At 69.0% G+C, this 24401-nt stretch carries 33 protein-coding genes and 1 riboswitch; of the genes, 15 read left to right on the forward strand and 18 right to left on the reverse strand.

What is annotated here, in order from left to right; translation table 11 throughout:
* Window positions 1–86: 86 nt before the first annotated feature.
* Window positions 87–659 carry a hypothetical protein gene (locus GCU42_RS10195; RefSeq protein ID WP_152569550.1) on the reverse strand — a complete coding sequence of 191 codons (573 nt, stop codon included), beginning with the start codon at window positions 657–659 and terminating at the stop codon, window positions 87–89.
* Between the two features lie 208 nt (window positions 660–867).
* Here GCU42_RS10195 and GCU42_RS10200 point away from each other — a divergent pair, with 208 nt between their 5' ends.
* Window positions 868–1050: a DUF3008 family protein gene (locus GCU42_RS10200; RefSeq protein WP_114227409.1), complete on the forward strand. Its 183-nt coding sequence runs from the start codon at window positions 868–870 to the stop codon at window positions 1048–1050.
* A 1-nt stretch (window position 1051) separates the two neighbouring features.
* On the opposite strand, the gene GCU42_RS10205 is transcribed toward GCU42_RS10200, so the two are convergent.
* From GCU42_RS10205 to GCU42_RS10215, 4 genes are all read right to left on the reverse strand, one after another.
* A complete protein-coding gene (locus tag GCU42_RS10205; protein WP_152569551.1) occupies window positions 1052–1318 on the reverse strand; it encodes a hypothetical protein in 267 nt (88 codons plus the stop codon).
* A gap of 60 nt (window positions 1319–1378) precedes the next feature.
* Complete coding sequence (locus GCU42_RS10210) at window positions 1379–1579, reverse strand: hypothetical protein (RefSeq protein WP_152569552.1); 201 nt, start codon at window positions 1577–1579, stop codon at window positions 1379–1381.
* Window positions 1580–1731: 152 nt separating this feature from the next.
* Complete coding sequence (locus GCU42_RS15075) at window positions 1732–1902, reverse strand: hypothetical protein (RefSeq protein WP_168713117.1); 171 nt, start codon at window positions 1900–1902, stop codon at window positions 1732–1734.
* A gap of 119 nt (window positions 1903–2021) precedes the next feature.
* Window positions 2022–3446, reverse strand: coding sequence for a M23 family metallopeptidase (locus GCU42_RS10215; protein ID WP_114227411.1), 1425 nt, complete (start codon window positions 3444–3446; stop codon window positions 2022–2024).
* A 111-nt stretch (window positions 3447–3557) separates the two neighbouring features.
* On the opposite strand from GCU42_RS10215, the gene GCU42_RS10220 reads away from it, so the two are divergent.
* The 3 genes from GCU42_RS10220 (at window position 3558) to fdxA (ending at window position 6866) form a co-directional block, all read left to right on the forward strand.
* Complete coding sequence (locus tag GCU42_RS10220) at window positions 3558–6089, forward strand: helicase-related protein (protein ID WP_114227412.1); 2532 nt, start codon at window positions 3558–3560, stop codon at window positions 6087–6089.
* Window positions 6090–6201: 112 nt separating this feature from the next.
* A complete protein-coding gene (locus GCU42_RS10225) occupies window positions 6202–6495 on the forward strand; it encodes an RNA-binding S4 domain-containing protein (protein WP_114227823.1) in 294 nt (97 codons plus the stop codon).
* 32 nt (window positions 6496–6527) lie between these two features.
* Window positions 6528–6866 carry a ferredoxin FdxA gene (gene fdxA, locus GCU42_RS10230; protein WP_114227413.1) on the forward strand — a complete coding sequence of 113 codons (339 nt, stop codon included), beginning with the start codon at window positions 6528–6530 and terminating at the stop codon, window positions 6864–6866.
* Between the two features lie 21 nt (window positions 6867–6887).
* On the opposite strand, the gene GCU42_RS10235 is transcribed toward fdxA, so the two are convergent.
* The 5 genes from GCU42_RS10235 to GCU42_RS10255 all read right to left on the reverse strand — a co-directional run bounded on the left by GCU42_RS10235 (window position 6888) and on the right by GCU42_RS10255 (window position 11318).
* Complete coding sequence (locus tag GCU42_RS10235) at window positions 6888–7700, reverse strand: MipA/OmpV family protein (RefSeq protein ID WP_114227414.1); 813 nt, start codon at window positions 7698–7700, stop codon at window positions 6888–6890.
* A gap of 79 nt (window positions 7701–7779) precedes the next feature.
* A complete protein-coding gene (gene cysN, locus GCU42_RS10240) occupies window positions 7780–9615 on the reverse strand; it encodes a sulfate adenylyltransferase subunit CysN (protein WP_114227415.1) in 1836 nt (611 codons plus the stop codon).
* 2 nt (window positions 9616–9617) lie between these two features.
* Window positions 9618–10517 (reverse strand): sulfate adenylyltransferase subunit CysD, encoded by a 900-nt coding sequence (cysD, locus tag GCU42_RS10245; RefSeq protein WP_240309418.1) that lies wholly within the window; start codon window positions 10515–10517, stop codon window positions 9618–9620.
* 61 nt (window positions 10518–10578) lie between these two features.
* Window positions 10579–10884, reverse strand: coding sequence for a transcriptional regulator (locus GCU42_RS10250; RefSeq protein ID WP_240309419.1), 306 nt, complete (start codon window positions 10882–10884; stop codon window positions 10579–10581).
* The gene (locus tag GCU42_RS10255) at window positions 10881–11318 is read right to left on the reverse strand and encodes a hypothetical protein (RefSeq protein WP_114227417.1); all 438 of its coding nucleotides are present in this window, start codon (window positions 11316–11318) and stop codon (window positions 10881–10883) included. Before GCU42_RS10255 ends, GCU42_RS10250 begins: the two co-directional genes overlap by 4 nt.
* A 150-nt stretch (window positions 11319–11468) precedes the next feature.
* A riboswitch (TPP riboswitch) is annotated at window positions 11469–11576 on the forward strand.
* Between the two features lie 30 nt (window positions 11577–11606).
* Here GCU42_RS10255 and thiC point away from each other — a divergent pair.
* The 5 genes from thiC (at window position 11607) to GCU42_RS10280 (ending at window position 16436) form a co-directional block, all read left to right on the forward strand.
* Window positions 11607–13496, forward strand: coding sequence for a phosphomethylpyrimidine synthase ThiC (gene thiC / locus GCU42_RS10260; RefSeq protein ID WP_114227418.1), 1890 nt, complete (start codon window positions 11607–11609; stop codon window positions 13494–13496).
* A gap of 129 nt (window positions 13497–13625) precedes the next feature.
* Window positions 13626–14543 (forward strand): alpha/beta fold hydrolase, encoded by a 918-nt coding sequence (locus GCU42_RS10265; protein WP_114227419.1) that lies wholly within the window; start codon window positions 13626–13628, stop codon window positions 14541–14543.
* A 34-nt stretch (window positions 14544–14577) separates the two neighbouring features.
* Entirely contained in the window at window positions 14578–15447 is an 870-nt protein-coding gene (locus GCU42_RS10270) for an alpha/beta hydrolase (RefSeq protein WP_114227420.1), read from the forward strand.
* Window positions 15448–15547: 100 nt separating this feature from the next.
* On the forward strand, window positions 15548–15934 hold the full coding sequence (locus GCU42_RS10275) for a hypothetical protein (RefSeq protein WP_114227421.1): 387 nt from the start codon (window positions 15548–15550) through the stop codon (window positions 15932–15934).
* Window positions 15935–16151: 217 nt separating this feature from the next.
* Window positions 16152–16436 carry a hypothetical protein gene (locus GCU42_RS10280; protein WP_114227422.1) on the forward strand — a complete coding sequence of 95 codons (285 nt, stop codon included), beginning with the start codon at window positions 16152–16154 and terminating at the stop codon, window positions 16434–16436.
* Between the two features lie 9 nt (window positions 16437–16445).
* Here GCU42_RS10280 and GCU42_RS10285 read toward each other — a convergent pair whose 3' ends face one another.
* A complete protein-coding gene (locus GCU42_RS10285; protein WP_114227423.1) occupies window positions 16446–16694 on the reverse strand; it encodes a DUF3253 domain-containing protein in 249 nt (82 codons plus the stop codon).
* Window positions 16691–16972, reverse strand: a complete 282-nt coding sequence (locus GCU42_RS10290) for a DUF427 domain-containing protein (protein WP_114227424.1) — start codon at window positions 16970–16972, stop codon at window positions 16691–16693. Before GCU42_RS10290 ends, GCU42_RS10285 begins: the two co-directional genes overlap by 4 nt.
* Window positions 16973–17047: 75 nt before the next feature.
* On the opposite strand from GCU42_RS10290, the gene GCU42_RS10295 reads away from it, so the two are divergent.
* Window positions 17048–17620 (forward strand): hypothetical protein, encoded by a 573-nt coding sequence (locus GCU42_RS10295; RefSeq protein WP_114227425.1) that lies wholly within the window; start codon window positions 17048–17050, stop codon window positions 17618–17620.
* 11 nt (window positions 17621–17631) lie between these two features.
* Here the strand turns inward: GCU42_RS10295 and GCU42_RS10300 are convergent, their stop codons facing one another.
* Complete coding sequence (locus tag GCU42_RS10300; RefSeq protein ID WP_240309420.1) at window positions 17632–18222, reverse strand: YdeI/OmpD-associated family protein; 591 nt, start codon at window positions 18220–18222, stop codon at window positions 17632–17634.
* A gap of 121 nt (window positions 18223–18343) precedes the next feature.
* On the opposite strand from GCU42_RS10300, the gene GCU42_RS10305 reads away from it, so the two are divergent.
* Window positions 18344–18982 (forward strand): hypothetical protein, encoded by a 639-nt coding sequence (locus GCU42_RS10305; protein ID WP_152569553.1) that lies wholly within the window; start codon window positions 18344–18346, stop codon window positions 18980–18982.
* 74 nt (window positions 18983–19056) lie between these two features.
* Window positions 19057–19674 (forward strand): YbhB/YbcL family Raf kinase inhibitor-like protein, encoded by a 618-nt coding sequence (locus GCU42_RS10310; RefSeq protein ID WP_114227427.1) that lies wholly within the window; start codon window positions 19057–19059, stop codon window positions 19672–19674.
* On the opposite strand, the gene GCU42_RS10315 is transcribed toward GCU42_RS10310, so the two are convergent.
* The 4 genes from GCU42_RS10315 to GCU42_RS10330 form a co-directional block, all read right to left on the reverse strand.
* A complete protein-coding gene (locus GCU42_RS10315; RefSeq protein WP_114227428.1) occupies window positions 19671–20015 on the reverse strand; it encodes a DUF1810 domain-containing protein in 345 nt (114 codons plus the stop codon). The genes GCU42_RS10310 and GCU42_RS10315 overlap by 4 nt on opposite strands.
* Window positions 20012–20575 carry a hypothetical protein gene (locus GCU42_RS10320; RefSeq protein ID WP_114227429.1) on the reverse strand — a complete coding sequence of 188 codons (564 nt, stop codon included), beginning with the start codon at window positions 20573–20575 and terminating at the stop codon, window positions 20012–20014. The genes GCU42_RS10315 and GCU42_RS10320 overlap by 4 nt, the downstream gene beginning before the upstream one ends.
* Window positions 20576–20641: 66 nt before the next feature.
* The gene (locus tag GCU42_RS10325) at window positions 20642–21103 is read right to left on the reverse strand and encodes a YaiI/YqxD family protein (RefSeq protein ID WP_114227430.1); all 462 of its coding nucleotides are present in this window, start codon (window positions 21101–21103) and stop codon (window positions 20642–20644) included.
* A 239-nt stretch (window positions 21104–21342) separates the two neighbouring features.
* Window positions 21343–22089, reverse strand: a complete 747-nt coding sequence (locus GCU42_RS10330) for a glucose 1-dehydrogenase (protein ID WP_114227431.1) — start codon at window positions 22087–22089, stop codon at window positions 21343–21345.
* A gap of 120 nt (window positions 22090–22209) precedes the next feature.
* On the opposite strand from GCU42_RS10330, the gene GCU42_RS10335 reads away from it, so the two are divergent.
* Entirely contained in the window at window positions 22210–22548 is a 339-nt protein-coding gene (locus GCU42_RS10335; RefSeq protein WP_114227432.1) for a winged helix-turn-helix domain-containing protein, read from the forward strand.
* The gene (locus GCU42_RS10340; protein WP_114227433.1) at window positions 22545–22883 is read left to right on the forward strand and encodes a DUF1801 domain-containing protein; all 339 of its coding nucleotides are present in this window, start codon (window positions 22545–22547) and stop codon (window positions 22881–22883) included. Before GCU42_RS10335 ends, GCU42_RS10340 begins: the two co-directional genes overlap by 4 nt.
* A gap of 1 nt (window position 22884) precedes the next feature.
* On the opposite strand, the gene GCU42_RS10345 is transcribed toward GCU42_RS10340, so the two are convergent.
* Window positions 22885–23235 (reverse strand): DUF3140 domain-containing protein, encoded by a 351-nt coding sequence (locus tag GCU42_RS10345; RefSeq protein ID WP_114227434.1) that lies wholly within the window; start codon window positions 23233–23235, stop codon window positions 22885–22887.
* 110 nt (window positions 23236–23345) lie between these two features.
* On the opposite strand from GCU42_RS10345, the gene GCU42_RS10350 reads away from it, so the two are divergent.
* On the forward strand, window positions 23346–24398 hold the full coding sequence (locus tag GCU42_RS10350) for a hypothetical protein (protein ID WP_114227435.1): 1053 nt from the start codon (window positions 23346–23348) through the stop codon (window positions 24396–24398).
* Window positions 24399–24401: the final 3 nt, after the last annotated feature.

Below are 24401 nucleotides of genomic sequence, written 5' to 3' on the forward strand. Positions count from 1 at the left end.
TCGAGATTGCTGCGGCCCGGCCGGCGGGTCGGCACCGCCGAACTCGTCCGACGTCACGCGGATTCACTCCGCGTGACCCTTACCGCCTAAGGCGCCGCCGGCTCCCCGCGCCGCGTCTTCGCCGCCAGCGCCGCGGCCTGCGCCGCCTGGTCGCGTTCGGCGGCCTCGCGGTCGGCCTTGGCGGCGAGGTAGATCTCATATTCGGTCGGCTGCGGGTTGGTGACGAACAGCCGCCCGACGTTGCCGCCCTCGATCGCGGTCTTGGCCAGCTTGGCGGCGAACAGCGCCGCGCCGACCACGTTGATCCCGGTGTTGTTCATGCACCCGCCGGGTCCGACCACCTGGCAGCTGTTGTCGTGGAGCATCTCGCGCGGCTTGGGCAGCGTATGATTGTGGGCGATCTGCTTGGCGCGGATGACGTCGGGATCGATCCGATAGCCCTGCGGCGGCGGCGCGCAGACCACGACCACCCCGGGGTCGGTCGGGACGCTGGTGCTGCACCCGGCCGGCGCGAGCGGCGCGGGCACCTTGGGCTTGGGCTTGGGCGGAGCGGGCGGCCCGGCGACCTCGCCATGCGCCACCTCGGCGCTGGCGGGCGGAACGCTCGCCGGGGGCGCCGCGATCGCCTGGATCGCCATCACCGCGATGACCATCGACATCACATCGTCTCCTGCCGAGGCCGCCCCCTGCGCCGCCCAAGCTGAACCTCAGTTTGACAGCACAACGCACCACGACCTGATCTGGTGACGGCTGAATGTCTGCATTGGGTGGAAAGCGGACATTGATCAGGCCTGCTCGCAATCGCCAGCCGGTCGAACCAAAAAGCTGTTGAGACGTTTGGCGCTGGATCACGTAAGGAAATCGCTCATGCCAGCTAAATCAGCCGCTCAACAGAAGGCCGCTGGCGCGGCTCTTTCAGCTAAGCGAGGTGACACACCTAGAAGCGAGCTCAAGGGTGCGTCGAAGTCGATGGCCTCTTCGATGAGTGAGAAAGAGCTTGAGAAGATGGCCAAGACTAGCCGCAAGGGAAAGCCTGAGCACAAATCCTAATCTAATTGTTTGCGCCGGCGTCACCGCTTGTTTTTGGCGGTGCAGCCGTCGACGGCTCGCACGATTGATTCTCGGCCTCACGCTGCGCAAACGCTATCGCCGCTCGATCCTTGCGGTGAGACAGGAAGCGCAGGAGCATGCCGAGAACTGATGCGACCATGCCCGTGGTCAGGACCGCAGCCTTCCAAAAGGGTTGGTCGCTCCGCCATGAAACGATCCCCAGCAGACAGACGCTGAGCGTCGAAATCAAGTAGCCGAGGCCTTTCATGCAGGCACGCCCAAATCTCTGAAGACCCGACCGCCGACAAAGCCGGCATTTTGGTTGATCTCAACGATTGTCGTTATGCCCTCGAGACGTACCCGGCCAAGAGATGACCGTCGCGTCTTCTTTGCTCTCGACCAGCTCTTCGTAGAGATCGGCGAGCTGCATATGCACTTTGGCAATCTTGAGATTGGGCGCGTCCGTGGCTCGCTGACGCTCGATGATCACCCGCTGGCGATAATACTCTTCATCCTCGGTGAGGCGCATACTTTGCTCCACCGCGAGTCACTCCGTCTAGCCCGTGCGCTCGACTCGCTTAAGCACCGGACCTGCAAACACTCTTAAGCGATGACAGATGCTTGCCGCAAATGGTGCGATCAACGTGAAACAAGCCGATCGGATTTAGCGCTCAGGAGACGTCAGTCTCCCTTGTCCCCTTGGCTCTTCGGTTTCTCAGACTTGGCAGGTTGTTGAACATCACGCCCTAGCGACTTGGCCTGGTCATCGCTCGCCTTGAATTTCCCGTGGTCGTCGCGCCGGACATAGCGCTTGTCGGCTCCAGTATCGACCAATTCACGCTTGCTGCTCATCGCGCACTCCTAACGAAGTCGAGAAGAGTACAACCACGAGCTCTGGCAAAAGTTCGACTCGCTTAGCACCCAAATGCCTTCTGCCGAATGTCCGCAATGGGTCGAAAGCTGACACTGACCTAGCCGCCCAACAATTCCTTCACCCGCGCCTTGATCGCCGCGCTGGCGCCCGGGTTCACCGGCGCCACGCTGGTAAAGCGGACGCCGAGCGGGTTGACCGCCACGCCGCCCTGCAGCGTCTCGAAGTGGAGGTGGGGGCCGGTCGACAGGCCAGTCGAGCCGACGAAGCCGATCACCTGGCCCTGGTGGACTAGCGTCCCCGGCGTCACCGCCATCCGGCTCATGTGGCTGTAGCTGGTGACGAGCCCGTTGCCGTGCGCGATGCGCACCTGCTGGCCATAGCCCCCGGCCCAGCCCGCCTGGATCACCTGACCCTCGGCGGCGGCCTGGATCGGCTGGCCGTAGTGGGCGCCGAAATCGACCCCCTTGTGCATCCGCGCATAGTGGAGGATCGGATGGTAGCGCATCCCGAAGGTCGAGGTGATCCGCGCCTGCACCGGCCAGAAAATCCCGCTCGAGGTGCGCGGAGCGGCGCTGCCGCTGCTCGCCGCGTCGACCCACTGCCCGTTCCATTTCACCAGCTGCAGCGGCGCGCCGAGCGTCCGCTCGAGCCCGGCGTAGAGCAAGGGCCCGGTGACGGTCTCGCCGGTCGCGGCGCGGGCGTTGGCCAGCACCAGCGTGAAGCGATCGTCGGTAGCGACCGCGCTGCCGACCTCGACCTGGGTCGCGATCGCCTGGAGATATTGCGCCGCCGCCATCGGGCTCGCGCCGGCCGCGCGCAGCGACCAGTAGAGCCCGTCGCCGACCTTGCCCCGGATCCGCAGCGGTCGCCGGTCGACCGCGATTCCCGTGGTGCTGAGCGCCAACGCCTCCCCGGCGCGCGCCAGCCGCACCCGCAGGTCCATCCCGGCCTGGAGCTCGAGCCGCTGCAGCGGCCGCGCCCCGCCGGCGAGCGGCGCACCAAGCGTGAAGCTGACCATCGTTCCCGGCGCGAGCGGCCTGCCGGTCCCGCGCACCAGCGCGGCGGCGCGCGCGGCGTCGGCGGCGACCGTGCCACTGCGCACCAGCAGGCCGGTCAACCCGTCATTGCCCGGCCCGATCGCTCCGACCAGCGCGACCTCGGTCCGCACCGGCGCTTCGCTGAGCGGCGTGACCGCGCCGGTTTCGGCCATCGGCAGTCCGGTCGGCGAGCCCGCCGCCAGCCCGCCGATCCCCAGCGCATCCCATTGCTCGGCCTGGGGCGCGTCGAACCATTCGGCGCGGTCGCCCGGCAGCGGCTCGAATCGCGGCGCCAGCCAGGCGACTAGCCCGAGCAGCGCCACCAGCGTCGCCAGCCCGCGCCACCAGCGCCTGCTGAACAGCCCGGCGCCGAGGTCGACCACCACGTCGAGCTCGCGCATCCGCTCGCGCCAGCTTAGCGGGGGCGGCGGCTTCGACCCGAACAGGGGCGCGGCGTCATGGGCAAGGATGCGCGACTGATACATGCGTGACGCCGGTCTGGCCGATCAGGGTTAACGCCGCGCTAAGAGCGAAAATGCGCCGGGCCGAGGCGATCATGTCTTGCGCTTGTCCCGCCCCTGCCCCCACATTCGCTCATGGCCAACGGCGATGGTTCGGTCCGGGCGATCCTCGGGCCGACGAACACCGGCAAGACCCACCTCGCGATCGAGCGGATGTGCGCCCACTCGTCCGGAGTGATGGGCTTCCCGCTCCGCCTGCTCGCCCGCGAAGTCTATGATCGCGTGGTCAGGCTGAAGGGCGAGGCCAGCGTCGCGCTGCTCACCGGCGAGGAACGGATCGTTCCCCCGACCGCGCGTTACTGGCTGTGCACGGTGGAATCGATGCCTGTCCCGAGCGCAGTCGAGGGGCCCGTCCCGAACTGGCAGGACGACGGCCAGGACTTCGCCTTCTGCGCGATCGACGAGGCGCAGCTCGGCACCGATCCTGAGCGTGGCCACGTTTTCACCGACCGCCTGCTCCGCGCCCGCGGCCGCGAGGAGACGCTGATCCTCGGCGCCGACACGCTCCGCCCGCTGATCCGCAAACTGATCCCGCAAGCCGAGATCGTCACCCGCCCGCGCTTCTCCACCCTGCGCTATGCCGGCTCGGTCAAGCTGTCGCGCCTGCCCCCGCGCTCGGCGGTGGTCGCCTTCTCGGCCGAGCAGGTCTACGCGCTCGCCGAGATGCTGCGTCGCTTCAAGGGCGGCGCGGCGGTGGTGATGGGCGCTCTCTCCCCGGCCACCCGCAACGCCCAGGTCGCGATGTTCCAGCGTGGCGAGGTCGATTATCTCGTCGCCACCGACGCCATCGGCATGGGCCTCAACATGGACGTCGCCCACGTCGCCTTCGCGGGCCTCGAGAAGTTCGACGGCCGCCGCGACCGCCGCCTGACCATCCCCGAAATGGCGCAGATCGCCGGCCGTGCCGGGCGCCACCAGCGCGACGGCACCTTCGGCACGCTGGGCCTGGGCGGCGACAATGGCGCCGCGTTCAGCGACGAAGAAGTCCTCGCGATCGAGGAGCACCGCTTCCGCCCGCTCGACCATCTCTACTGGCGCAACTCCGACCTCGACTTCACCGATGTCCGCGCGCTGATCGCCAGCCTCGAGGAGAAGAGCGGCGATCCCCTGCTCCGCGCCGCGCCGCTGTCGATCGACCTCGCGGTCCTGAAGGCGATCGCCGAGGATCCCGCGGTGGCGGTGATGCGTGGCATCCAGGCGCGGCGGCTGTGGGCGGCCTGTGGCCTCCCCGACTTCCGCAAGGTCGGCCCGATGCACCATGCGCGGATGGTCCGCCGGGTGTTCAGTTACATCGGCGAAGGCGGCCACATCGCCGCCGACTGGTTCGCCGCCGAGGTCGCCCGGCTCGACAATGTCCAGGGCGACATCGAGGCGCTCGCCGACCGTCTCGCCGGGGTGCGCAGCTGGGCCTATATCGCCCATCGCGCCGACTGGCTGAAGGAGCCCGCCAAGTGGGCTGAGCGTACGCGAGCCGTTGAGGGTCGCCTCAGCGATGCGCTTCATGCCGCGCTGACCCAGCGCTTCGTCGATCGTCGCACTGCCGTTCTCGTCCGCGACATCGGCGCGCGCGGCGCCGATGCGCTGCCGGTCACCGTCGCCGCCGACGGCGAGGTTAGTGTCGGGCCCGAGCCGATCGGCCATCTCGCCGGCTTCGACTTCACCGTCGATCCCACCGCGCGCCTTGCCGACAAGCGCCTGCTCCTCGCCGCCGCCGAGCGCCGCCTCGGCGAAGAACTCGACCGCCGCGCCAGGGAACTGGCCGAAGGCGACGACCGCCTGTTCACCCTGCGCGCCGAGCCTGGCGGCGAGGTCGCGATCGGCTGGGGCGAGCACGTCCTCGCCCGCCTCGCCCCCGGCCGCTCGCTGACCGAGCCCGCGGTCCGCACCGTCCGCGCGCTCGACCGCCTGTCGGCACCGGTGCGCACCATGCTCCGCGCCCGGCTCGAGCGCTGGGTCGAGGCGCAGGTCGCGCGCCACCTCGGCGACCTCGTCCGGCTCGGCAAGGCCTCGTCCGACCCGCACCATCGCCCGCCGGTCCGCGCGCTCACCGCGATGCTCGCCGACGCCGGCGGGCTGCTGCCGCGCAAGGCGCTCGCCGCGCCGATCGGCCAGCTCGACAAGGACGACCGCGCCGCGCTCTACCGCCTGCGCGTGCGGCTGGGCGCGCTCGATGCCTTCCTACCCTCGCTGCTCAAGCCCGAGGGCCAGCGCTGGCGCGCCGCGCTGATGGCGGTGCGCGGGGGTCAACCGATGCCGGCGCTTCCCCCGCCCGGCGCCGCGACCCTGCCGCCCAGCGCCGACCGCCACGGCGCGGCGATGGCCTACCGCCGGCTCGGTCAGACCTGGCTGCGCATCGACCTCGCCGACCGCATGGCCGCGCACGCCCACCAGGTCCGCGCAGCCGGCGGCGACGAGGTGGTCGACCGCCAGCTCGCAACCTCGCTCGGGCTCGACGACGCGACGCTGCGCCTGCTGATGGCCGAGGTCGGCTTTCAGCCCAAGGGCGAGGCGTGGCACTGGCGCGGCCAGCGCCGCCGCCCCGAGCGCGCGGCCAAGCCCGCCCGCCCCGGCAACGCCTTCGCCGCGCTGGCGGATTTGAAGCGGTGACGACTCCCGTCATGCTGAACTTGCTTCAGCATCCATCGCGTCACGCGAACCTTGGTGTGGGTTCTGGCATGGACCCTGAAACAAGTTCAGGGTGACGGCTGGCTTGCGCGGCATGCGCATCGACCGCTTCCTGTTCTGCGTCCGCCTGATCAAATCCCGCACCCAGGCGCAGGAGTTGCTCGCGCAAGGGCGCACCCGCATCGACGGCAAAAGGGTCGAGAAACCATCCGAGGAAGTGAAGGTCGGCAGCATCGTCGCGCTACCGCTGCGCGGTCAGGTCCGCATCGTCCGCGTCCTCGCCCTCCCCGACCGCCGCGGGCCGCCGGCCGAAGCCCGCACTTGCTACGAGGACGTGGACGAGCGGCCGCCCACCAGCCCCGTTGACGGAACGCCGGCCCCGCAATAGCGCTTGCTCCCCTAAAGGGAGTTCACGTCACCATGACCTACGTCGTCACCGACGCCTGCATCCGCTGCAAGTATATGGACTGCGTCGAGGTCTGTCCGGTCGACTGCTTCTACGAGGGCGAGAACATGCTCGTCATCAACCCCAACGAGTGCATCGACTGCGGCGTGTGCGAGCCCGAGTGCCCGGCCGAGGCGATCCTGCCCGACACCGAGAGCGGCAACGAGCAGTGGCTCGAACTCAACTCGACCTTCTCGAGCCAGTGGCCCAACATCACCCGCAAGAAGGATTCGCCCGCCGACGCCGACGAGCACAAGGGCGAGGAAGGCAAGTACGACAAATATTTCTCGGCCGACCCCGGCGCGGGCGACTAAGTCCCCGTCGGCCCGCCCGGCCTAGCGCCGGACGGTGAAGGTATAGGTCAGGCCGGCGCCCGCCGAAAACTGGTTGCGCGAACCGTAGGTGCGGATGAACGGCGACTTGGCCGCATCTCCGACCAGCCGCTCGTAGCGGCCGAAGCCGAACAGCCCGAAGCGATGGCCGAGGTCGACATTGAGCCCGCTCGCCAGCGCCACCGCATAGACACCGCTGCCCGGGGTATAGGCGGGCAGGCCGGTCGCCAGCGACGCCGCCGGGCTGACCCCGAAATAGGTGCGGTCGAACTTGCCGCTGCCGAACATCACCCGCGGCCCGATCGAGAAGACATATTTATCGCCGTCGCGCCAGATCTTGTCGGCACCGACCTGGCCGACCAGCGCCTTGTGCCCGGTGACGCCCTGGCGCAGCTCGGCGCGCAGCCGGATGCTGTCGTCGAGCACATAGTCGACGAAGCCGCCGACCTCGACCGAGCGCTTGACCTCGCCGATCGCCACCCCGGCGTCGCTGTTGCGGCGGCGCGACTGGAGATAGCCGATCGGGCCGATCGAGAAGCCGCCGCTGGTGAAGAGCGGCAGCGACAGGCCGTCGTCGGGCGCGGAGAAATGGAATTCATGGTCGCCGCGGGCGATGCTCAGCCGGAATAGCGGGACGATGTCGTTATTGTCGGAGCCGATGAAGCTCGGCCGGGTCTGCACCCCGCCACCGACGCGGACGCGCAGGTCGTTGGACGGCGCGGTCGTGGCGGTCTCGGGCGGCGCGGTTTCCTGCGCGGCGGCGACGGTGGGAACGAGAGCGAATAGCGCCGCGGCGGCGGGAAGGAGATGCTTCATGGCGCTTACGAACCGCCAACTCACCGCTTGGTTGCACCGCCGTATCGTTCGGGTCGCACCCTGTGGCTTTAGGGTCGCGCTAGCGCTGCCCCAGCACCGCCTCGACGATCGCCTCGGCGGCGTCCTCCGGGCTCATTGCGGTGGTGTCGATCCTGAGGTCGGGCCGCTCGGGCGCCTCATACGGACTGTCGATCCCGGTGAAATTCTTGAGCGCGCCGCTCCGCGCCTTGGCGTAAAGCCCCTTGGGGTCGCGCTCCTCGGCGACGCTCAGCGGCGCGTCGACGAACACTTCGAGGAACTCGCCCTCCGGCAGCATCCGCCGCACCATCTCGCGCTCGGCCCGGAACGGTGAGATGAAGGCGGTGACGACGATCAGACCGGCGTCGGCCATCAGCTTGGCGACCTCGCCGACCCGGCGGATGTTCTCGATCCGGTCGGTCTCGGTGAAGCCGAGGTCGCGGTTGAGCCCGTGGCGGACGTTGTCGCCGTCGAGCAGGAAGCTGTGCCGCCCCAGCGCATGGAGTCGCTTCTCGACCAGATTGGCGATGGTCGACTTGCCCGCCCCGCTCAGGCCCGTCAGCCACACCACGCAGGGCCGCTGGCCCTTCTGCGCGGCATGCGCCTCGCGGCCGATCTCGATATGCTGCCAGTGGACGTTCTGCGCCCGTCGTAGCGCGAAGTGGATCATCCCCGCCGCGACCGTGTCGTTGCTGGTCTTGTCGACCAGCACGAACCCGCCGAGCGCGCGGCTCTCCCCGTAAGGCTCGAACACCAGCGGCGCGTCGGTCGCCAGTTCGACCACCCCGATCGCATTCAGCCCGAGCGTCTTGGCCGCCAGATGCTCGCCCGAATTGACGTTGAGCTCATATTTGGGCGGTTGCACCGTCGCGGTGACGCTCTGGGTCGCCAGCTTGAGCGTATAGCCGCGCCCGGGCACCAGCTCCTGCTCGCCGAGCCAGACCAGCGCCGCCTCGAACTGGTCCGACTGCTGCGGCGGCGCCTCGGCCGCGGCGATCGTCTCCCCGCGCGAACAATCGACCTCGTCCGCGAAGGTCAGCGTCACCGACTGCCCCGCCGACGCCTGGCCGAGGTCGCCGTCCATCGTCACGATCCGCGCGATCCCGGTGGTCCGCCCCGACGGCAGCAGCCGCACGGCGTCCCCCGGCCGCACCGTCCCGGCGACGATCTGCCCGGCATAGCCACGGAAGTCGGCGTTGGGCCGGCTGACCAGCTGCACCGGCATCCGGAACGGCCGCGCGACCTCGGCGTCGAGCTCGACCGGCAGTGTCTCGAGCGCCTCGATCAGCGTCGGCCCGTCGTACCACGGCGTCGCCGCCGAACGCTCCATCACATTGTCGCCCTTGAGCCCCGACAAGGGGATCGCGGTCACCGCGCCGATCCCCTCCTCGTCGGCGAAGGCGCGGTAATCGGCGACGATTGCCTCGAAGGTCGCCCGGTCGTTGTCGACCAGGTCCATCTTGTTGACCGCCAGCACCAGGTGCCGGAGCCCGAGCAACCGCACAATATGGCTGTGCCGCCGCGTCTGGGTCAGCACGCCCTTGCTGGCGTCGATCAGGATCACCGCGGCATCGGCCGTGCTCGCGCCTGTCGCCATGTTGCGGGTGTACTGCTCGTGCCCCGGGCAGTCGGCGACGATGAACCGCCGCTTGGGCGTCGCGAAGAAGCGGTAGGCGACGTCGATGGTGATGCCCTGCTCGCGCTCGGCCGCCAGCCCGTCGACCAGCAGCGCGAAGTCGATGTCCTCGCCCTGCGTGCCGACCCTTTTGCTGTCGGCCGCCAGCGCGACGCGCTGGTCCTCCATCAGCAGCTGGCAATCCCACAGCAGCCGCCCGATCAGCGTCGACTTGCCGTCGTCGACGCTACCGCAGGTGATGAAGCGAAGGAGGTCCTGCACGGTTAAAAATACCCCTCGCGCTTCTTCACTTCCATGCTCGCGCTCTCGTCGCGGTCGATGACGCGCCCCTGCCGCTCGCTGGTCCGGCTCGCCGCCATTTCGGCGATCATCTTGGGCAAAGTGTCGGCGTCGCTCTCCATCGCGCCCGTCAGCGGATAACAGCCCATCGTGCGGAAGCGGATCAGCCGCTCCTCGATCACCTCACCCTCGGCCAGCGGAAAGCGCTCGTCGTCGACCATCAGGATGGTGCCGTCGCGCACCACCGTCGGACGCTTGGCCGCCAGGTAGAGCGGCACCACATCGATCGCCTCCCGCTCGATATATTCCCAGATGTCGCGCTCGGTCCAATTGCTGATCGGGAACACCCGCACGCTCTCGCCCGCGTTCACCTTGAGGTTGTAGAGGTTCCACAGCTCGGGCCGCTGGCGCTTGGGATCCCAGCGGTGGTTGCGTCCGCGGACCGAGACGATCCGCTCCTTGGCGCGCGCCTTCTCCTCGTCGCGCCGCCCGCCGCCGAGGATCGCGTCATAGCCCCCCGCGTCCAGCGCCGCCCGCAGCGCCTCGGTCAGCATCAGCCTTGTGTAGACCGGGGTCGGCGTGTCGAACGGATTGACCCCGTCCGCCGCCGCCGCGTCATTGTGCCAGACGATCAGCTCCATCCCCAGCGCCGCCGCGGTCCGGTCGCGGTGCTCGAGCATCGCGCGGAAATCCCACCCGCTGGCGATGTGCAGCAGCGGAAACGGCGGCGGCGCCGGCGCGAAGGCCTTGCGCGCCAAATGCAGCATGACGCTCGAATCCTTGCCGATCGAGTAGAGGAACACCGGCTTCTTCGCCTCGGCCGCCACCTCGCGCAGGATGTGGATGCTCTCGGCCTCGAGCCGGTCGAGGTGCGTCATGCTCATGGGAGCGCCCTCTGCCGTGCGGTTGCGGCAAAGAAAAGGCGCTCCGGTCCGCCGCCAACGGTCAGGCCGTCGCCCCCGCCAGCCGCTGAAGCGCCGCGACATGGGCCTTGAATGCGGCCCGTCCGGTCCGGGTCAGCGCCGCCCAGGTCCGCTGCCGGCCGTCGAGCGCGCTCTTGCGCAGCGCCACATAACCCGCCTCCGACAATGCCGAGAGATGCTTGCTCATCACCGAATCGGCCACCCCCGCGATCTCGCGCAGCCGGGCGAATTCGGCCTCCTGGACGTTGGCCAGCACCGCCGCCACCTGCAGCCGGACCGGCTGGTGGAAGGCGGGGTCGAACCCCACCATCACATTGCCGTCGCTCACAGGCCGAGGTCCTTGCGGAAGACGCGCTGCCAGATCAAGCTGCCCCAAATGCCCAACATCACCGCCAGCGCCCCGATCCCGAGGCGGGTGGCGAGGCTCAATCCGCTTTCGCGCGCATGGATCTCGGCGAAGACCAGCACCATCATCACGCCCAGCATGACGAAGGCGACGACCCGGGTCCGGCCCTTGCGGTAGCCGTTGACGAACACGCCCATCCGCTTGCGGTCCGCCCGGACCAGCAACACGACCCCGGCCATGGCGCAGGCCAGCAAGCCCATGCTCAGCGGGCTCGCCAGCCCCTGCGCCAGCACCAGCACGCCCATCACCAGGCCGAACGCCACGTGCCGCCACGGCGGGCAGTCGGCCGCCCGCGCCAGATCGGCCTTGGCCGCGTCCATCGTCCCCAGTGCCGCCAGTGCCTCGTTCCGATCCATCGTCAGTCCCTTTTGTGTCGTTTCACTTTCCAAGATGGAAACTGACTAACACCGACTTTCTGATTTGGAAAGCGATAATTTTCCATATTGGAAAGTCACTCGGTCCGGAGCCGCGCCGCGTTGCCTTGGGTGCAGCGAAGGGCTAGGCCGCCATCATCCCCGGGGAGGTCGCGAGACCTGAGAGGGAGGGCTCGCATCCTCCGACCCGCTGAACCTGATCCGGCTGACACCGGCGTAGGGAGGGAGCGGCGTTTCGCGTCGTCCCTCCACTTGGAGAGGACGAATAGCATGGCCGACATTCCCGCCCGCACCGAACTCAAGGTCACCACCGGCCCGATCCGCGGCAGCCGCAAGATCCACGTCGGCCCCTTGAAGGTCGCGATGCGCCAGGTGATGCTCGAGCCGTCGTGCGGCGAAGCGCCGGTCACCGTCTACGATCCCAGCGGCCCCTACACCGACCCCGACGCCCGCATCGACATTATGGCCGGGCTGCCCGAAGTCCGCCGCGACTGGATCCGCAATCGCGGCGACGTCGAGGAAGTCGCCCAGCGCGAGGTCCGTCCCGAGGACAACGGCCAGCTCGGCCCCGACCGCTCCGGCGGCGTCGCGCCCTTCCCCAACGTCCGCAAGCGCGTGCTGCGCGCCAAGCCGGGCCAGAACGTCACCCAGATGCACTACGCCCGCCGCGGCATCATCACCCCCGAGATGGAATATGTCGCGCACCGCGAGAATCTCGGCCGCGAAACCGCGCTCGGCACCGTCCGCGACGGCGAGAGCTTCGGCGCCGCCATCCCGGACTTCGTCACCCCCGAATTCGTCCGCGACGAGGTCGCCCGCGGCCGCGCGATCATCCCCAACAACATCAACCACCCCGAATCCGAGCCGATGGCGATCGGCCGCAACTTCCTGGTCAAGATCAACGCCAACATCGGCAACAGCGCCGTCGCCTCCGACGTCGCCGCCGAGGTCGACAAGATGGTGTGGGCGATCCGCTGGGGCGCCGACACGGTCATGGACCTCTCGACCGGCCGCAACATCCACGACACCCGCGAGTGGATCCTGCGTAACTCCCCCGTGCCGATCGGCACCGTCCCCATCTACCAGGCGCTCGAGAAGGTCGGCGGCATCGCCGAGGACCTCACCTGGGACATCTTCCGCGACACGCTGATCGAGCAGGCCGAGCAGGGCGTCGACTATTTCACCATCCACGCCGGCGTCCGCCTACCCTACGTGCCCCTGACCGCCAAGCGCGTCACCGGCATCGTATCGCGAGGCGGCTCGATCATGGCCAAATGGTGCCTCGCCCACCACCGCGAGAGCTTCCTTTACGAGCGCTTCGACGAGATTTGCGAGATCATGAAGGCCTATGACGTCGCCTTCAGCCTTGGCGACGGCCTCCGCCCCGGCAGCATCGCCGACGCCAACGACGAGGCCCAGTTCGCCGAGCTCTACACGCTGGGCGAGCTCACCAAGAAAGCGTGGGAGCACGACTGCCAGGTGATGATCGAGGGCCCCGGCCACGTGCCGATGCACAAGATCAAGGAGAATATGGACAAGCAGCTGGAGAGCTGCGGCGAGGCGCCCTTCTACACCCTGGGGCCGCTGACCACCGACATCGCGCCCGGTTACGATCACATCACCAGCGGCATCGGCGCCGCGATGATCGGCTGGTTCGGCACGGCGATGCTCTGCTACGTCACCCCCAAGGAGCATCTCGGGCTCCCCGACCGCGACGACGTCAAGGTCGGCGTCGTCACCTACAAGCTCGCCGCCCACGCCGCCGATCTCGCAAAGGGCCACCCCGCCGCCAAGCTACGCGACGACGCGCTAAGCCGCGCCCGCTTCGAGTTCCGCTGGCGCGACCAGTTCAACCTCAGCCTCGACCCCGACACCGCCGAGCAATATCACGACCAGACCCTCCCCGCCGAAGGCGCCAAGACCGCCCACTTCTGCTCGATGTGCGGACCTAAATTCTGCAGCATGAAGATCACCCAGGAGGTGCGCGACTTCGCGGCGAAGCAGGACGCAGGCCTGCTCAACCAGTCACCGCTCGTCCCGAGCGATGTCGAGGAGCGCTCCCCCGAGCAGGCCGAAGAAGGCATGGCCGAGATGAGCGCCAAATACCGAGAGGGCGGCCACGAGCTCTACATCGGCGCCAACGGCCGCGAGCACGACTGAGGTCATTCACGCGGCGCAATAATCGCCGCTGTGCCGCCAGCCGCAAACGCGCTATCTTCCGTTAGCGTTCTCAAGCGGTCGAGTCGCGTCGGGCCGGAGCGCTTCGCATCCTTCCAACGGGGGCTGAAGATGTTCATCCGCGCGACCTGTGCCTTGGTGTTGCTCGCCTTTTCCAGCGCGCTCGCCGCCGCGGTCCGGCCCTATCCGGCCACCTTCCAGATCCGCGACATCGCCACCAACGGCGCGACCATCCACGTCCGTGTCGGCGGCCGCGGCCCGGCGGTGGTGCTGATCCACGGCTATGGCGAAACCGGCGACATGTGGCAGCCGCTCGCCGTCGACCTTGCCCGCGACCATCAGGTGATCGTCCCCGACCTGCGCGGCCTCGGCCTCTCCTCCAAGCCCGCCGCCGGCTTCGACAAGAAAACCCAGGCCGGCGACATCGCCGGCGTGATGGACGCGCTCCACGTCGCCCGCGCCGACCTCGTCACCCACGACATCGGCAACATGGTCGGCTTCGCCTTCGCCATCCAGCATCCCGACCGGGTCCGCCGCTTCGCGCTGATCGATGCGCCGGTTCCCGGGGTCGGCCCGTGGGAGGAGATTCTCAAGAACCCCCTGCTGTGGCATTTCCGCTTCGGCGGCCCGGACATGGAGCGGCTGGTGAAGGGCCGCGAGCGCATCTACCTCGACCGCTTCTGGAATGAATTCTCCGCCGTCCCCGCCCATTTCGACGAAGCCAGCCGCCAGCATTACGCCCGGCTCTACGCTTTGCCCGAGGCGATGCATTCGGGTTTCGAGCAGTTCCACGCCTTCGACCAGGACGCGGTCGACAACCGCGCCTGGCTCGCCGCCAAGGGCAAGCTCGCCATGCCCGTCCTCGCGCTCGGCGGGGAAAAGAGCTTCGGCGCGCAGATGGCCGAGGTGATGCGCGGCGGCGCCACCGACGTCACCGGCGGCATCGTCCCCGGCTCGGGCCACTGGATCATGGAGGAAAATCCCACCGCCACGATAGCCCTCGTCCGCGCCTTCCTCGACAAGCCCTGAACCCGCGTCCCCCGCCCAGCCAAGGAGAGCGACGATGATCCAAGCGACCGAACATTGGCTCGACGGCCACGGCGGCCGCCTGTTCCTCCGCCATTGGGAGCCGGCGGGCGCACCGCGCGCCAGCCTGGTGCTGTGCCACGGGTTCAATGCGCATGGCGGCCATTATCTGCGCGCGGGCGAAGCATTTGCGGACGCCGGCCTGGCGGTCACCGCGCTCGACCTGCGCGGGCGCGGGCGTTCGGAAGGCGAGCGCTTCTACATCGACAATATCAGCGAATATGTCGCCGACCTGTCGGCCGCCATCGAATGGGCGCGTTGCCGCCATCCGGACCTGCCCGTCTTTGTCCTCGGCCACAGCGCGGGCGGGGTCACCGTGGTGAGTTACGCGCTCGACTATCAGGACCGGATCGCCGGCCTCGTCTGCGAAAGCTTCGCCTTCCGCGTGTTCGCCCCCGACGTCGCGCTGAAGCTGCTCGAGGGCGCCAGCCACCTCACCCCGCACCTCCACGTGCTTAAGCTCAAGATGGAGGACTTTTCGCGCGATCCCGAGTGGGTCGCGAGCTTGCTCGCCGATCCGCTGACTAAGGACGAGGTCCAGCCCGTCGCCAGTGTCGCCGCGCTCGCCCGCGCCGCCGAACGTTTCGAGCAGGAATTCGGGCGGATCACCCTGCCCGTGTTGATCCTCCACGGCACCGCCGACAAGGCCGCGCGCCCCGATGGCAGCGAGCAGTTTCACCGTGAAGCGAGCTCGACCGACAAGACACTCAGGCTCTACGAGGGGCATTTCCACGACCTCCTCAACGATCTCGGCCGCGAGGAAGTGCTGGCCGACATCACCGCCTGGCTCGACGCCCGCCTGCCCACCTCTGCCCGGCGCAACGAACAACCAGCGGAAAGAGTCTGAGGCTGCGAGCGGCCCGTCGATCTTTTCGGCAACGACCACTCATTCCCGCCACACCACAAACCCCTGTCCTACACGCGCGCAATCTGCTCCATCATCGGCGATGCGCCCGCCCGCCCCACCGCCGCGCCCCTCGCGCCAGTCCTGCCGCCGCGACGGCTGGACTGTCGCGCGGCAGCTCGCCTTTCTCGATAGCCTCGCCCGCACCCGCCATGTCGGCACCGCTGCGGCGGCGGCGGGGATGAGCCGGGAGGGCGCCTACCGCTTGCGCGATCGCCAGCCGGACGGGCTGTTTGCCGCCATGTGGCAGCGGGCGATGACGCCTCCGCCCGCCTCCGCGCCCCCACCCGAAAGTCACATGGAAAGCTACAGCGACGGCCGCCTGATGCGCCTGCTCGGCGACCGGCAGCGGCGCAATTCCGCCGCTGCGCCCACCTCCCCGCGGCCGGAGCGCGAAGGCACCACGGCGCATCGGGCGGAAACTTCGTAACCTTCACCGCCGCCGCTGGCCCTCGCTGACCCGCCTCACTAGCCTCCGTGCAGCGCGCCTGGCCCATCGCTATGCCGAATGCCGAGCGCTTCATCGCCCGCTGGGGCAATTTGGGGCTTCCTTTCTGGCGGTCCGAGGACCACGGGCCTGAATGACCCGCTCGCCCGTTACACCTCCTGCATCCCGACCACCGTCGGTCGCTCACCAAGGACCAAATATGACCCACCGCACCGATCAAGCCTGGGCCAACCTCTGGTTCGACAGCGCGCTGCTGATGACCGATGCCGCCGCCGTCATCGGCTTGCGCACGCTCAAGGTGATGCAGGGCGGCCCCCGAGCCGCGCACGAGGCCGAGCGGATGGTCGCCGAGAAGATGGCGGCCGGCGCCGAGCTGGCCCAGGCGCTCGTGAGCGGGAAGGTGAGCACACCGCTGGGCGCTGCCCGCGCCGCGGTGCGCATCGCCGGCAAGCGCGTCCGCGCCAACCGCAAGCGCTTGGGCTGACAGCTTAGCTCAGCGCTCGGTCCGGCCGATCCGATACGGCCCCTCGCGCTCTGGCATCGCCGCGCCCTGCCAGCTCAGCCGCACCCGCCCGTCCGCAACCAGCGCGTCGACCGCTTTGTGGACCTCGCTCATGCGCGCGCGCCAGTCGGCCTCCCCACGCTCGGCGGCGAGCGTGCGGGCGACCTCGCTCGGGCAGACGGTCGCGCGCTCATCGCGCCGACCGAGCAGGTCCAGCACCGCCGCCGCGGCGCGGCTCACCTGACCTCCACGCCTTTCCAGAACGCCACCCGCCCCGCGATCTCCTTCGCCGCCTCCTTGGGCTCGGGATAATACCAGGCCGCGTCCTTATTCTCGGCGCCGCCCGCGACCAGCGAGTAATAATGGGCGGTACCCTTCCACGGGCAGACGCTGGTGGTCGCGCTGTCCTTGAGCACGCCGGGCATCACCGCGCTCGCCGGGAAGTAGGCGTTCCCCTCCACCGTCACGATATCGTCGCTGCGCGCGATCAGCGTGTCGTTCCACCAGGCTTCGGTCATCGGGTCGGCTCCTAGGCACATGCATCCACTCCCCGCCCAACGCCGTAATTGCCAACATCGCCGCATGCGGCTCTCATGGCCGCGCCGAATTTGAAGGGGACGATCATGCTGCTCAGCCTCATGCTTCTCGCCGCCGCCCAACCCGCGCCGCCCCCAACGCTGACCCTCGCCGCCGCGCGGGCGACGCTGGTCGGGCGCTGGCAGGGCAAGCTCGAATATCGCGACTATCAGTCGAACCGCTGGGTCGGGCTGCCGATGACCGTCGCCATCCGCGACGGCGGCGACGGGGTGACCCAGCTGCGCGTCGCCGACTTCGACGATGGCCCCAAGGCCGGCACCGTCCGCATCACCACCGTCTCGATGCTGCTCAAGGACGGCGCGAGCGAGAGCAGCGTCTCCTTCCGCAAGAACGACACGCCCGAACTGTCGACCGCGAGGCTCCGCTTGAGCGCCGCCCCTACCCCCGCCCGCTGGGTCATCGTCAGCGAGGAGACCGGCACCGACGACAATCGCCCCGCCAAGATCCGCGTCACCACCACCCGCGACGGCAATGCGCTGACCGAGCTCAAGGAAGTCGACTTCACCGACTACGCCGCCGAGACCTGGCTCCCGCGCAACCGCACCACCCTCACCCGCGCCGGCGACTGAGGCTGCGCGGCTCAGCCGTGCACGGTCTCGCCCCGCGCCAGGGCGGCAACCCATTTGGCCACTGCAACCTTCCGCTTGGCCCGCTCGGTCACCGCGTGGAGCCGGTAGAGCACCGCATAGCGATTGGCGCCGCTCAACCCGTCGAAGAACGACTTCGCCGGCGGCCTCCTGGCGAGCGCCGCCGCCAAGTCCTCGGGCACCGCGATCCGGCTCGCCGGCGGATAGGCCGCCTCCCACCGCCCGTCCGCCTTGGCCGCCTCAATCTGTGCCACACCGCCCGGCCGCACCCGCCCCTCGGCAAGCAGCTCCTCGGCCCGGCGGGCATCGTTCTCGGACCATTTCGAGCGCGGCCGGCGCGGCGTGAATCGGATCAGGAAATGACGCTCGTCGAGCTTGCCGAGCTGCCCGTCGATCCAGCCGAAGCACAGCGCGCTGTCGATCGCCTCCGCCTTGCCGACCGAGGTCGCCCCGCCGCCAGCCTTGGCGATCGCCAGCCAGATCCCCTTGGCGTCGGCCGGCTGCGTTGCCAGCCACGCCTCCAGCGCCGCCTGGTCCGTGAAATGCGTGATCGGCAGGCCGCTGCGTTCACTGTCCCCTGTCACGGCACCATGGTGCCCGGCGCCAAGAAGCCGAGCAAGGCGATTGCGGCTCGGTTGACGGCGCCGCCGCCGCGATGAACAATGGCTCCAGCGCGGGGTCACCCCGCCATCCGGGGGGAAGCACATGTTCATCAGTTGGGGGGTGCGGTCCAAGGCCGCGCATGTCGGGGACGCGGGCGTTCGCCATTGCGAGCGGTGCGGCGAGGACAGCAATTTCCAGCATTGGGTGACCTATCAGGTGCGCCACGCCTACTGGCTGTTCCGCTGGGTGACCGGCAAGGAAACGCAGCTTGTCTGCGGCCATTGCGGCGCGCAGCACTGGGGTGACGACACCCTCGACAAGGCGACCGTCGCCAAGGCCATCCCCTTCCTGGACCGGCGGGGCTGGACGCTCGGCGCCGGCGCGCTCGCCAGCCTGTTCGCCGTCGGCGCGGTGGCCAGCGCGGCAGACGCCAGCGACAATGCCAATTACGTCGCCGCGCCCAGGGTCGGCGACATCTACGAAGTTGATGCCGCGCGCCTGTCGAGCAATCCCGAGGCGCCGGTCATGTACAGCACGATTCGGGTGGCGGCGATTGCCGGCGACACCCTGACGCTGCAGCCGGCCAAGACCTATTTCAAGGAGCGGCGCGGCGCCGATCGCGATCTCTCCGACGGAACCGCGCGGTCGCCTGATTACTACGCTGATGTCCGCGACACTGCCGACCGCCATCAGGTCGCGCAGTGGCTCAAGGACGGGATCATCGTCGACGTCGAACGATAGCGCGGCAACGTCCGCGGTTCGCCGGTTCGGGTCGCTAGGCGGACCTTCGTGACCCGCCCGGACGTTCGGTCACCATGCTCGAGAACATCCCCCACTGGCTCGGCTCGGCGCTCAGCAACCTGCGCGCCGGGCATGACAAGCTCACCCTCGCCCGGCTCGACCTCGGCGGCCTGCCGACGCTCGACCTGATGAGCCCGGCCTTCGCCCCCGGCGCCCGCCTGCCCGAGCGGTTCACCGCCGACGGGGAAGGCGTGTCGCCCCCGCTCCACTGGCGCGGCGTGCCCGAAGGGACCGCGCGGCTGGCGCTGATCGTCGAGGATCCCGACGCCCCCGCCCCGCGCCCGTTGGTCCATGCCATCGTCGCCGCGATCGACCCCGCGCTCGATCAGTTGGAGGAAGGCGCGATCCGGGCCGACGGTGACGGCGCGGCGGGCAAGGATGTCGGCAAGAACAGCTTCGGCGGCGAAGGTTGGCTCCCGCCCGATCCGCCGACCGGCCACGGCGCCCACGACTATGTCTTCCAATTGCTCGCGCTCGACGGCGAGGCGCCAGCGCCCGACTTCAGCCCCGGGCGCGGCGACCTAGTCGAGCATGTCCGCGGCCACGTCCTCGCCGCCGGGGTGCTGGTGGGGACCTATTCGCGCGGCGAGGAAGCGCCGGTCGGCCCGGTCGGCGCGGTCGCGCCCGCCTAGAGGCCGAACAGCTCCACCGACGAAGCGAACTTGAGCGCGTCCAATCCGCCGAACATCGCCTCAAGGCTCCGCCCGGCGGCCAGCTGCGCGCGAACCGCAGCGACGCTCTCCCGGTAGCGCGGGCCCAGCAGCGGATGGGCGAGATACGCCTGCGCCTCCTCGGGACCGGACAGACCGTAGAACTTGGCGGCCGGACTGTGGCCGAGGTCGCCGTGCTGGGGGAAGATGAACCACATCCAGTGGGTCCGCTTCTGCCCTGCCGCGATCTCCGCCAGCGCGCGTTCGAAGACGCCATCGCGCTGCGCCGCGACGAAGCGCTGGAGGTTGAACGGGTCGCTCACCGCAGCCGCGCGAAGAGGAGGGCGATGTAGGCGGTGAACAGCACCGTCATGGCGAGCGCGGCGAAGTGGTGCAGCCGCTCGCGCCGGATCAGCGCGGCGGGCAGCGAGATGGCGAGGAAGGAGAGGTGGAACAGCAGATTCTCGCGCTCGGGCAAACGGCCCTCGAGCACCCACTCGCGAAAGATGCTCCACGGCACCACCGCGAAGGCGAGCCCGAAGAAGGCGGACGCCTCGCGATAATAATGCGCCTTGAGGTCGAGCGGCTCGGTCGCCGGCACGTCGGGCAGGACGATCGCCGCGAGCATGTAGATGAGCGCAGTCTGGACGAGGGTGACGCCGAACGCCGCGAAGCTCCACTCGGTCCGCTGGGTGAGGTTGAAGCTCGCCCACCAATGCTGGGTGACCATCAGCAGCACCAGCACCGACCAGATCAGCGGCAGCGGATAGAAGCGCACCTGCGCGCGGCTGAGGATCAGCGCGCGATAGCCTTGCAGCACCTGCTGGATGGCAAGGCCGAGGATGATCGACAGCAGCACCGAGAGATAGGAAAATGCGTCCACCGACCGGGCAAGTCCTCAGGCGCCCAGCCTAGCGCGCTCGCCGCGCGGCACAATCGTCCGATTGCCTCAGCCGCGGGCGAGCCGGACCAGCGCCTCGTCGAGCGCTTGGAGAAAGCGCGAGCGATCGGCCTTGGCGAAGGGCGGCGGGCCGCCGATGCCCTCGCTTCCCGCGCCCGCGCGCAGGTCGGCCATGATCGCCCGCGTCGCGATCGCCGCGCCGATCCCGGCGTTGGTGAACGCCTTGCCGGTCGGGGCGAGTACGACCGACCCCGCCTTGAGACAGCGTTCGGCGAGCAGGATGTCGCCGGTGATCACGACGGTCGTAGGCCCGGCGCGCGCGGCGATCCAGTCGTCGGCGGCGTCGAACGCGTCGGTCACCACCACGCGTTCGATCTGCGGATGCTCGGGCACGCGCAGCCGCTGGTTGCTGACCACGCTGACCGGAACGCCGTGGCGCCAGGCGACCCGGTAAATCTCGTCCTTGACCGGGCAGGCGTCGGCATCGACCAGGATCCGCCGGGTGGACATCGGCGGCGCGGACTCAGCCGTTGCCGAGCCCGCCGCCGCTGCCCTTGGTCGACGGATTGGCCGCAATCGTCTTGGGCTTCTCCTTCTTGGGTTTGCGCGCTTCCTTGTTCGACTTCACCTGACCCTTGGCCATGACGGGCTCCCTCGTTCGTGTGCCGGACGGTTGTTATCACGGCGAAGGCGTTCAACCCACCGGCGGCGATCCGGTGCCGCGCGGGCCCCGGATCGCCGTCCATCGGTCAGCGCAGGCCGCCGCTCGCCGCCAGCTTCTCGCCGGTCAGCCAGCGGCTGTCGTCGCCGGCGAGGAAGACCGCGACGTCGGCGACATCGTCGGGCGCGCCGATCCGGCCGAGCGGGGTCTGGGCGACGATCTGGCTCTCGAATTCCGAGCCGATCACCCCCGCCTCGCGCGCGCCTTCGGTGACGATCATGCCCGGGTTGATCGCGTTGACCCGGATGCCGCGCGGGCCGAGTTCCTTGGCGAGCACGCCGGTGATCGCGTCGACCGCGCCCTTGGTGCCCGTGTAGATCGCCGACTGCGGGACCAGCAGGCTGGTGATGTTCGACGAGATGTTGATGACGCTCGCGCCGGCTTCGAGGTGCGGCACCGCCGCCTTGGTGGTGAGCAGGGTGCCGAGCACGTTGATGTCGAACTGGCGGCGATAGTCGTCCGCCGTGACCTCCTCGATCGCGGAGAAGGCATAGACCCCACTGTTGTTGACGAGGATGTCGAGCCGGCCGAACTGCTCGACCGCGGCGTCGACCAGGCCCTTGGCGTCGGCTTCGTCGGCGACGTTGCCGTGGACCGCGACTGCGCGGCCGCCGGCGGCGGTGATCGCGTCGACTACCTTGTCGGCGCCCTCCTTGCTCGAGGCGTAGTTCACCACCACTGCCGCGCCCTCGGCGGCAAGCGCCTTTGCGATGCTTGCGCCAATGCCCTTGGAAGCCCCGGTGACCACCGCGACCTTGTCTGTCAATTTGCCCATGTCATTGCTCCATATCCGTCCGTCGGCGACGCGACCGCCACCGCAGCGGTGCATCACTTCGGAAGTTCGGGAAGTTGGAACTGTTGAACCGATGTTCAAGGGCGCTTATCTGATTTGGCGATGAGACCGCTGCTGCACCCTTCGCTCGACGACCTCCGGCCCGACGCGATCCTCCATGCGCTGGCGGATCGCGAGCGGGCGGCGATCTTCGCAGACATCGCCGCGACCGATTGCGTCGCGCGCTGCGCCGAGGTCGCCGAGCAGCGCGGGCGGACGGTCCCCAAGTCGTCGCTGTCGCAGCATTTCAAGATCCTGCGCGAGGCCGGGCTGATCCGCTCCGAACGCGTCGGGATCGAGCTGCGCAACTATTCGCGGTGCGCCGAGGTCGAGACCCGCTTTCCCGGGCTGATCAAGGCGATCCTGACCGCTTACGAATGCGAGGAAGAGGAGGCCGCATGAGCGACGACTGGCGGGTGCTACGAATGGCGGAAATCCGCGCGATGATCCTCGCCGCGCTGCCGACCGCGGTCGAGGAGCGCAAGTGGAAGAAGCCGAGCAACCCTGCGGGCGTGCCGACCTGGAGTGTCGACGGGCAGCTGATCTGCACAGGTGAAACCTATCGCGACAAGGTCAAGCTGACCTTCGCCCATGGCGCCGCGTTGGCCGACCCGGCGGGGCTCTTCAACGCCAGCCTCGACGGCAACCAGCGGCGGGCGATCGACCTCCACGAGGGCGACCGCCTCGACGCGACTGCTTTCGAAGCGCTGCTCCAGGCCGCCGCGGCGCGCGCTTAGGCTATTTCTTGAGGGGGTCGTGGCCCCAATTCATCAACGAATAGCGCCACTTGGTCTCGCTGACGTCGCCCTCCGGACGCTGCGCCATGTGGCGGTGCACATAGCCCGCCACCTTGCGCATGTGGGCGAGGTCGGCGTCGGTGAGGTCGGCCTGCTTCTTGCCGAGGATGGCGATGATTTTTCGCCCCGAGCGGTGGCCGGTGCTTTCGCCACCGTCGCCGCCTTGGGTGTGGCTGTCGCCGACCTCTCGGCTGTGGTCGGTGTCGAGCCATTTCTCGAGCGCCGGCGGTGTCATGTTCACCGCGGCGTGGAAGTCCCTGACGATCTCAGACCGGTCCAGCGAGTCGCTCATAAGCCTGTCTCCTCAAGGGGTTGAACGCTGCTCGCGCCGAGTGGTTCGAGGCTCTCACCTTTGCTTAACGATGCTTGCCTATGCCTGCGTAGGATGGGGAGCGTGCAAGCATGAACATGTATCGGAGCCACCCGCAGCATGTGACGATTCCCGACGCGTTTACCGCAGGAATCCGGGCTTATCGCGAGCCGCCTGAACCGCTTCCGCTCCAGCTGACGTTCCTCGAGGCGGCCGACGAGGCGGCGTGGGTCGAGCAGGTGCGAGTGCTGCTGTCGGCGGGGGATGCCGCCGGCGCCGAGGCGCTGTTGCGGGATGCTTTTGCGCCATTTGGCGGATCGCTTTCCGCCATTTGCCAAGCGACCAAGGCCGCCGACGTCGTCATCGACGGGTGGGACGACCTGCTGCCGATCCTGGCCGAATGGGAAGGCCCGCCGATCAGCGCGATCACTCTCGGCCTGACCAACCCGCCCGACCTGGTGTTCGAAGCCGGGCAGACGCACGAGCCCGAACTGCTGCTCGGGCTCTATTCGGACGAGGCCTTCGCCTTTTCGACCAGCCCGGCGGAGACGGTGCTGGCGGAATGCAGCCGCGAGATGCCGGCGTGGGTCGGGCATGAGGAAGATGTCGAATTCTATTGCGCGACCGCGGGGCTCGCCGAGCTCAACAGCGCGCTGACGCTCCACAAGCATCGCCACTTCCTCCGCGACGGACGCGACGGGGTCGAGGGGCGCGCGCCGGGGGGCTATGTCGAATATGTGCTCGGCTGCTGGCTGCGCTCGACGCTGTTCCTGGCGGCGGTGCAGCGCGCGGCGAAGCAATTGCCGGGTGGGTGCCGGCTGGTCGCGGGGGCGGTCGGGGTCAACGCCGACTTCGTCACGCTGATCGAGCCCAAGCGCCGCCGCGCCGCCGCCCGCGCGACGCCTGAGAAGAGCAGCGAGCCGCAGTTCGCCGCGCTGACGATCAAGCCGTGGGTGCCGCGCGAGGACCTGGACGCCGAGGTCGCGCCGGCGAGCGGCGCGAGCCTGCGCCAGCGGGTGCTGCAGGCCGAAGTGATCCCGATCGTCAGCCCGCCGGTCGTGGCCGCCGCGCCGGTTGCCGCGCCCGAGCCCGAGCCCGAGGTGAAGCGGAGTTGGTGGTCGCGGCTGTTCCGCCGCGAGCGCTAGCGC

Source organism: Sphingomonas ginsengisoli An et al. 2013, assembly GCF_009363895.1.
GTDB classification, from domain to species: domain Bacteria; phylum Pseudomonadota; class Alphaproteobacteria; order Sphingomonadales; family Sphingomonadaceae; genus Sphingomicrobium; species Sphingomicrobium ginsengisoli.